The organism is Agrilactobacillus composti DSM 18527 = JCM 14202, from assembly GCF_001436375.1.
Lineage (GTDB): Bacteria > Bacillota > Bacilli > Lactobacillales > Lactobacillaceae > Agrilactobacillus > Agrilactobacillus composti.
The window spans coordinates 1-8,816 of record NZ_AZGA01000063.1; the positions used below are offsets into that span (position 1 = coordinate 1).

Annotated in this window: 7 protein-coding genes; 4 read left to right on the forward strand and 3 right to left on the reverse strand. The window is 43.8% G+C overall.

Annotation, left to right across the window (positions count from 1 at the left end; all coding sequences use genetic code 11):
* Window positions 1-90 precede the first annotated feature (90 nt).
* A complete protein-coding gene (locus FC83_RS10305; RefSeq protein ID WP_035456255.1) occupies window positions 91-1,191 on the reverse strand; it encodes a M24 family metallopeptidase in 1,101 nt (366 codons plus the stop codon).
* 199 nt (window positions 1,192-1,390) lie between these two features.
* On the opposite strand from FC83_RS10305, the gene ccpA reads away from it, so the two are divergent.
* Window positions 1,391-2,395, forward strand: a complete 1,005-nt coding sequence (gene ccpA / locus FC83_RS10310; protein WP_035456253.1) for a catabolite control protein A — start codon at window positions 1,391-1,393, stop codon at window positions 2,393-2,395.
* A gap of 61 nt (window positions 2,396-2,456) precedes the next feature.
* On the opposite strand, the gene FC83_RS10315 is transcribed toward ccpA, so the two are convergent.
* Window positions 2,457-3,527 (reverse strand): iron-containing alcohol dehydrogenase family protein, encoded by a 1,071-nt coding sequence (locus FC83_RS10315; RefSeq protein WP_152537824.1) that lies wholly within the window; start codon window positions 3,525-3,527, stop codon window positions 2,457-2,459.
* A gap of 130 nt (window positions 3,528-3,657) precedes the next feature.
* Between FC83_RS10315 and FC83_RS10320 the strand changes: the two genes are divergently transcribed.
* A complete protein-coding gene (locus FC83_RS10320; protein WP_035456247.1) occupies window positions 3,658-4,515 on the forward strand; it encodes an alpha/beta hydrolase in 858 nt (285 codons plus the stop codon).
* Window positions 4,516-4,563: 48 nt separating this feature from the next.
* Here FC83_RS10320 and FC83_RS10325 read toward each other — a convergent pair whose 3' ends face one another.
* The gene (locus tag FC83_RS10325) at window positions 4,564-7,356 is read right to left on the reverse strand and encodes a transglycosylase domain-containing protein (RefSeq protein ID WP_057002745.1); all 2,793 of its coding nucleotides are present in this window, start codon (window positions 7,354-7,356) and stop codon (window positions 4,564-4,566) included.
* A gap of 170 nt (window positions 7,357-7,526) precedes the next feature.
* Between FC83_RS10325 and FC83_RS10330 the strand changes: the two genes are divergently transcribed.
* The gene (locus FC83_RS10330) at window positions 7,527-8,222 is read left to right on the forward strand and encodes a YjjG family noncanonical pyrimidine nucleotidase (protein WP_235184393.1); all 696 of its coding nucleotides are present in this window, start codon (window positions 7,527-7,529) and stop codon (window positions 8,220-8,222) included.
* Window positions 8,223-8,274: 52 nt separating this feature from the next.
* Window positions 8,275-8,730, forward strand: a complete 456-nt coding sequence (locus tag FC83_RS10335; RefSeq protein ID WP_057002746.1) for an ASCH domain-containing protein — start codon at window positions 8,275-8,277, stop codon at window positions 8,728-8,730.
* Window positions 8,731-8,816: the final 86 nt, after the last annotated feature.

Here is an 8,816-nt window from a genome sequence, read left to right on the forward strand (position 1 = left end):
CGAAATAAAAAAGACAAAGTCTTCTAAAAAGATTACTTTGTCTTCAATCTGAAATCAGCCGTCATGGCTGATTTTTTTGTGCGCAATTGCTTACAACGGTAAAGTTTGTAAGGTTTTCGGCGTATGGGTAAAAGGCTCACAACCATTAGCTGTGATGTGCACACAGTCTTCGATGCGGACACCAGCAACTTCTGGAATGTAAATACCTGGTTCAATTGAAAAACACATGCCTGGTTCTAAGACCATGTTATTGCCCGCCATGATTGAGGGGAATTCATGGACGGACGTGCCTAAGCCGTGACCGAGCCGATGGATGAAGTAATCGCCATAACCGGCTTTTGTAATAATATCCCGGGCGACTTTATCTAGTTGCGCGGCGGTAATACCTGGTTTTGCGGCAGCCATGGCCGCCAATTGGGCCTCTAAGCAGACGTTATAAATATCTTGGGACTTGGCGTCGATTTTGCCGTAAGCAATCGTTCGCGAAGCGTCACTCATGTAACCTTGATGATCAGTGCCCAGATCAAACAAGACTAAAGCATTGGGTTTGATTTTGTCGGGCAGGGGAGCACCATGGGGATTGGCGGCATTGGCACCACTTTGCACAATGGTATCGAAACTCATGTGCATGACGCCTTGGGCCATCATATGGTACTCGATTTCAGCGACGACTTGTTGTTCAGTGCGTTCACTAGAAACAGCCTTAAAACCCACTTTGAAGGCTTCGTCAGCTTCGCGGCCGGCAGCTAGCATCAATTCAATTTCAGCAGGGGTCTTATATAACCGCTGATGTTCAATAAAGTCAGTGGCATTCACATTAAATACTGCTTCTGGGAAGTAGTTGATCAAGGCTTCATAGCGGCTGACTTGTAGCTGTTCTTTTTCAATTGCCCAATTCATCGGATTTTTCACGCGGGCTTTGATCAAATCAGCGATCATTTCATAAGCATTTTCGTGGTCTAAATAACCAAATACCTCATAAGGCCAACCCACAGCCTTCACGGATTCAACTTCTAGTGCTGGGGCAAAAATAAAGGGATCATGATCTGGGAACACAAATAAACCCAAGGTACGCTCGTGGGGATCGCTTAAGAAGTGGGTGTAGTAATTAATATTTATCGGATCACTTACATAAGTCACATCTAAGTGCTGTTCTTGTGTCCATTGTCTTAACTTGTCTAAATTATCCATTTGTCAACGACCTTTCTATCTTTGAAAATAATTATAGCATGCTTAGCCGGACCTGTTTTCAAAAAACACTTAGCTGTTAAGTTGCAAAACTTTCATGAAAGTTTCATAAAAACGCTTGCATTTTTGGTTTAACAATGTTAAATTATATTTTGATAATTGAAAACGGTAATATTAAAAATATATTGGAGGAAATTTTTTCATGGATAAACAAACCATCACCATCTACGATGTTGCCAGAGAGGCTAATGTCTCCATGGCCACAGTATCTCGGGTTGTCAATGGCAATCCCAATGTGAAACCAGCTACACGCCAACGGGTTTTAAAAGTGATTGAGGAGTTAGATTATCGTCCCAATGCTGTTGCCCGGGGCTTAGCCAGCAAGAAAACCACGACAGTTGGGGTCATTATCCCTGATGTGACCAATATTTACTTTTCATCGCTAGCCCGGGGGATCGATGACGTGGCGACGATGTATAAGTATAATATTATTTTGGCTAATTCTGATGAAAGTGGCCAAAAAGAAGTGCAAGTCTTAAATAACCTGTTAGCTAAGCAAGTGGACGGCTTGATTTATATGGGCCATACTTTATCTGATGAGGTCCGGGCTAAGTTTTCCCGGTCAAAGACGCCAGTGGTCTTAGCGGGTACTATTGATCCAGACGCGCAAGTGGGTAGTGTGAATATTGACTATCGGGAAGCCTCTAAATTTGTGGTAGATAAATTGATCAAAGATGGCAATCAAAAAATCGCTTTTATCAGCGGGAGCTTGTCTTATCCGATCAATAGCCAATATCGCTTACAGGGTTATAAAGATGCTTTAAAAGCCAATCAATTGCCCTATGATGAAAGTTTGGTTTTTGAAACTGACTATAGTTATAAGGCTGGGGAAGCTTTATGGTCCCAATTGACGGCAGCTGGTGCGACGGCGGCTTATGTGATCGATGATGAATTAGCTGTTGGGGTAATGAATGGCATGTTGGATCATGGCATTAAAGTGCCCGACGAATTCCAATTGATCACCAGCAACAACACGATCTTAACCGATATCGTGCGGCCTAAGATGACGTCCATCAGCCAACCTTTATATGATATTGGTGCGGTGGCTATGCGGTTATTGACCAAGATGATGAACAAAGAAGAAATCGAAGAAAAGACGATTTTACTGCCCTATGACATGGTTGAACGGGGCTCTACTAAGGGTTAACAATTAAAAAAACTGTCTTTAGAAGTTGTGATGATTTCTAAAGGCAGTTTTTTCAGTTTAGTTAAATTTTTTCCACCGCCTGTATGGCATCTAAAACACCTTGGGTGGTAATATCAGGGTCGATGAGGCGGAAACTTTCATGATCACTGGCCGCTTCTTGGGCGGCTTCAAAAAGGGCATCTTGGTCATCAGCGACGGTGACATGTAACTGGGCCAAATGAGTGGGGAGACCAATTTTGGCATAAAATGGCTGTAATTGTTTGATTTCAGCAAAATCTTGGGTATAAGCCAGTTGGACTAAAATACCATAAGCCACTTTAGCGCCATGTAGAATTTCGTGGGTAGCCGGAATATGGGATAGACCATTATGCACGGCGTGGGCCCCGGCCATGCGGCCATATTCAGCGGCAAAACCGCCGACGGTGCCGGCGATTCCCACCACGCTGTCAGCAATTTTACCAAAAGCCGGGCTAACTGTTTGCCGGGCTAAATCTTGCAAAGCTTGATCGGCGTCAGCTAAGAGAATGGTGAGGATCTCTTTGGCCGTGGCGATCCCGATGCGAATGAAGCCGGTTTTTTGAGCTTCTGAGAGATTTCTGGTCAAAGCCTCAATCTCATACCACTTGGCTAAAGTATCGCCGATACCAGCAATCAAATAGTCTTTAGGCGTATGCAACAGGAGATCCCAATCAACCAAAGTTAAACTAGGCGCATTTTTAAAATAAGCCACCCGTTTAAAAGTATGATCAGGGTGGTAGATGGCCCCAATTGGCGTGTAGGGCGCACAGTTAGAAATCAATGTGGGAATGGCAATGAAGTTGGCCTTTAAGCGCTCAGCAGTATTTTTAGCCGTGTCTAATAAGCGCCCACCACCAATGCCAATAATGGTATCGGTTTGGCGAATCTCATCGGCCAGGGCTTGGGCATTTTCGTCGCTGGCCGTGCCATCATAGCGATAAAGGGGAAGTGCAGGGGTTTGACCGTAGAATTCAGTGAAAATCTTGAAGGATTGTTCACCGGTGACAATCGTGCAATTGCCAAAGTCAGCTAAGTAAGCTGGTAAGTTTTCTAAGACATGTTGGCCGGTGACGTAACGATTCGCACCGGGTCGAATTTCACTAGCTGCGTTAATTTTTGCCATCATAATACCTCCCAAGTATTGAAAATAAAACGTGTCGTAAAAATTGATAAATTCAGTTTACGCAACAAAATATGTTAAGTCAACGGATAACCATTCAAGTAAGTCATGGAGGTCATTATATATGCAGTTTTTTAATATACCCGTCCAGCAGCACCAACGCGTGACGTTAATTCCCAATCTAACCTATCAAAATACCCCATACTGGTTCAACCAAACTAGACGGGATTGGCAATTGGATCTACTTTTGCCTTTTGACTACGCCCAAGAAGCAACCCATCCGGTGGTACTCTGGTTGTCTGGGGGCAGTTGGCAGATGATGGATCGCGCATCTTATCTACCGGAGCTGGTATTTTTAGCTCGGGCTGGTTTTGTGGTGGCCAGCATAGATTATCATATGGGGTCTGAAGCGGCTTTTCCTGCTCAGGTACAAGATGTCCGTCAAGCATTGGCGTACTTAGCCACCCAGCAGGCCACTTACCACTTGGACATGCAGCAGGTGACCTTGATGGGGGATTCAGCTGGTGGCCAAGTGGCCTTAGTTAGTGCCTATACCATGGGGCAAAACCAACTCAATCAACAGCCCCTAGGTTCCAGTACCCCAATCAAGAATGTGGTGGCCTATTATGCGCCCACCGACTTAGCGGCTTTAGCAGCGCAACAATTACAATATTTAACCCCAGCCCAGCAGTTTGATTACCTTGCCCCGATGAACTTTTTAGTGGGGCAAATGCAATTTGATGCGACGGCTCTGCAGCAGGCCAGTCCCGTGAATTATGTCAAGGCTGGTGTGCCTAGCACCTTATTGCTGCAAGGGGATGCTGATGATTGGGTACCTTTTGAACAAGCCCAATTGCTGGCTACTAAGTTGCAAGCTGTGGGCATCACCCATGATATTTTAAAATTGCGTGGGGGCCAACATATTGATGCTCGTTTCTTTGCCAACGTGATCAACCAAGCAGTTTTAGACTTTATCAAATAATTGCCAAAAAGCAGATGACTGCGATTCAGTCATCTGCTTTTAAAGACTTTAATAACCGTTAGTAGTGGTCCTGGTATTACCAGTTGTTCCGGTACCTGTGGTGCCATAGGTGTTATAAGTCGTGCTGCCCCCATAATTAGAAGGGTTGTATTGGTTAGTACCGTATTGGTTGTAAAGTTGGTTGTTATTGGCGGCGGTCCCATTGCCAGTGGTACTACGGGTCGTGGTGTTGCCACTGTAGTTGCCTTGGCTATAGCCGCTATAAGTGCCAGTGCCAAAGCTGCCATAAGTACCATAGGAGCCGTTGCTATAGTAGTAACGATCTTCGACTTCGGCGGACTTGCTACGGACCGTCTTACCCGTGTAAGTGGACGTGACGGCATAGTCGTTGCTTTGGCCAAAGTAGTTTTGCCAGAATAAGCGATAGTTTTTATCACTGCCGCCAATCCCAAACTTATAACTGACTGCTTTAGCATCACTGTCGTTGTAGTAAGCTTTGACTTTGGCGCCACTGTTGACCCGAGCGGCAGAACCCTCGTAATCCACAGATCCTGGTAATGTCCCGGTACTGGCCAAGACATTGGCTTCTTTGACGTCATCAGGTTTGGTCATCTTTTGGCTGAGTTTAAAGATACTAGGATCAGTTCGATAAACACTTGCCAAAATATTGGCCCAGTAAGTCAAGTTACTATCACTGGCGGATTCATCTAAGTTGTAATTATGACCATAGAAGTTATCATAACCAATCCAAGAAGCCATGGTAATACCTGGGGTGGAGCCAATAAACCAAATATCCCGGTAATCGTTGGAAGTCCCGGTCTTCCCAATAATGTTTTTAGTGGAAAAAGGAATTTGACCATTATTCAAACTAGAAGCGGTCCCTTGTTGGACAACACCAGACAGCATTTGCTGCATGATATAAGTCGTCGCTTTGGAGAAGACCTTCTTTTTAGTTTCTGGGGCTTTGTATAAGACTTTACCAGAAGGATCAGTGATTTTTTGAATCACATGGGGTGTTACATGTTCGCCGCCATTGGAGAAGGTAGAAAAGGCACTAGCCTGCTGTAAAACAGTTAAGCCATCTTTGGTACCCCCTAAGGCTAAGCCCAATTCACTATATTCCTTGTTGCTGAGGCGGATCCCCATCTTTTCCATGTAAGTCTTGGTGGCTTTCCCTTTACCCAGGGCATTATAGATGTTGACAGCTGGGATATTATAAGATTCAGCCAAGGCTTCGCTGGCGGAAATAAAGCGATTTTGAACCTGTTGGCCAAAATCAGTTGGGAAGTAACCACTGAAGCTGACCGGGAAGTCAGCAATCTGAGATTGCGTATTGATTAACTTGTTATCAACTGCTGGGCCATAAACTAACATGGGCTTAATAGAAGATCCCGGTGAGCGTTTGGTGTCAAAAGCGTGATTTAATTGGAACTTGTTAAAATCTCGACCCCCTACAAAACCTAAGACTGAACCGGTTTGATTGTCCAATAAGACGGTACCGTTTTGAACATATTCGGTAAAGTTTGTGGGTTGTTGGGTCACTGGGTCAGTGACCGTTGAAGTCCGCGATTGACCCAAATAAGGGGCGTACTGTTTAGCTGCCGTTTGCATCTTATCATAAATATTACGATCTAAGGTGCTGTATACCCGGTAGCCCTTTTGCCGTAACAATTGGTCCGCTTGATTCCAGTAAGTATTATAATCTTCCTTGCTGTTGCGAACTTTGGTGACATTTTTGCCATCATCTTTGATGAGCTGGTCGATTAAAATATCCCGCGCTTCAACGGTGACTAAATTGTAAACATAACCGTAGCCCCGATTTTCCTTTTCTGGGGTGGCTTTTGCTTGGAATTCACTGACCAGGTCAACTTTCTTGGCCGCATTATATTGGGCCTTGGTGATGTCGTTATGTCGATACATTCGAAATAAAACGGTGTTCTTACGATCTAAGCCCGCAGAAACGTCTTTTTTTAAACTCCCGCTTTGGGTGTAAGGAGTATAGACACTGGGACTTTGGGGGAGGCCGGCAATAAAGGCTGATTCAGCCAGCGTCAGATCTTTGGCATGCTTGCCAAAATAACCCAGGGCTGCTTGCTCCACACCACCCACGTTTTGGCCTTTGTTGTTGCGGCCAAAAGTAGCGGCATTGAGATAGTCGGTTAAAATCTGGGATTTGGTGAAGTAGTTATCCAGGCGTACGGCCAGGAGGATTTCAATTGCTTTACGTTTAAACGTTGTTTCTGAAGAGAGAATTTTCATTTTAACCAACTGTTGGGTCAATGTTGATCCCCCGGTTTGGGTACCCACACCGGTTATGTCAGAAATCATTGCCCGGGAGATTGCCTTGGGCACAACGCCGTGATGTTGATAGAAATACTCGTCTTCTGTCGCAACAATAGCCTTTTTCAAATACGGAGAGATTTCATTACTTTTGACGGGAGTGCGGATTAAGTCTGTGGTGAGGTTACCAAGTTTGTCGTTATGGGCGAAATAAAAAGCCGCTGATTCGTTGGAGTCCTCAATTTGGTTTTTCATGCTCTGATAACTTGGGACATCTTCTTGATTGGCCAATGAGGCAAAATAGCCTAAACCAACACCTACTACTAAGCTGAAGAAGATGATGGCAGCACTGATCACAATTAGAAGCAAAGTTTTAATTGAGCCGATTGTCACATTAAAATAGAAAATAAAGCGCTGGTACCAAGAAGCATCCTTCCCCGGTTTAGGGGGTTGCTCTGTGGCCAACTCTTGTTTTTCAGGATTTACGTCATAAGTAAAGAAGTTTCCGATTCGTTTGAAAAAGCCTTTGATTTTCTGCCACCATTGCTGTGGTTTATTCAAAATGCTTCCCACCTTTTTTCATACGGATTTCATTATATAACATTTTGAAACACGAATGTACCATTAGTTCAAAAGTTTCAGGAGATATGCTAAACTAAACCTTGTAGCATAAGGCTTTTGGTGCACACGAAAGCCATGTGCCCATCAAAAATAGATGAGATCGAGGGATTATGTTGAGATATAAATTTTTGCTATTTGACCTAGATGATACAATTTTTGATTTTCAAATGTCCGAGCAGTTAGCCCTAAGTCAGTTATTTCAAGATTTGAAAATTCCCCTAACACCCACTTTGCGGCAACGTTACCATCATTTTAACCAACAGTTATGGCAGATGTATGAGCGCAGCGAGATTACCAGAGATGAGTTATTATTGGCCCGGTTTCCATTGTTCTTTAAGAAAATGGGCCTGCCGCTCCATGGCCAAAATCCTGGCCAAATTTATCGCAAAGCTTTGGCAGCTGGGCATCAGCTACTGCCGGGGGCCCTGGGGATGTTGCGGGATCTAAGTAAGGCTTATCGAATTTTTGCGGTGACCAATGGGATCGCTCAAACCCAGCGGGAGCGGCTAGGGGCTGCGGAGATTGCGGGCTACTTTGATGACGTATTTATTTCTGAAGAAATTGGTCATCAAAAACCTAAGAAAGCCTTTTTTGATTATGTCTTTAATCATATTCCTAAATTTGACGCCAAAAAAACAATCGTTATTGGCGACTCATTGACGTCAGATATCTTAGGCGGCGTCAACGCCAAGGTGGATACGGTCTGGTTTAATCCTAATTTTCTGCCTAATCGTACCAAGATTTCCCCAGTCTATCAAATTTCTGCGCCAGATCAGCTGAAAAAATTATTACTGGCTTCGGAGTGATTGAGGCATTGTGCTATACTAGAAAAAACATTTAATTTATTGGAGAAAAATTATGCAGCGAAATATGATAGAGCAATTTTGGTATAAATACCAAGAAATTAATCCCAAAGCCCCGGAACATTTTCAAGCTTGGTCCTTTGGTGATAACGCCCAATTGGCGGATGAACTGGCGGATTTAGTTTTGTCTGGTCAAAAAACCGCCACCACCTCCAATTACATTTTGTATGGTCTAACCAATGAGCCCTTACCAAAAGTTGGCGATTTAAGTATTATTTTAAATGGGTCTCAATTGCCTGTATGTGTTATTGAAACCACCAAGGTTTATAAGACAACTTTTGCCCAAGTCAGTGCTGAACATGCCCGCAAAGAAGGCGAAGGGGACTTATCCCTAGCCTATTGGCGCAAAGGTCATGAGAAGTTTTTTGCTGCTGAATTAGAGGCGATCAATAAGCCCTTTACCATGGACATGTTAGTGGTATGTGAAGAATTTAAAGTCATTTATCAATAAAACCTAAAAAAGCCGCCATTTATTGGCGGCTCAGATTGAAGACAAAGTAATCTTTTTAGAAGACTTTGTCTTTTTTATTTCGTTCG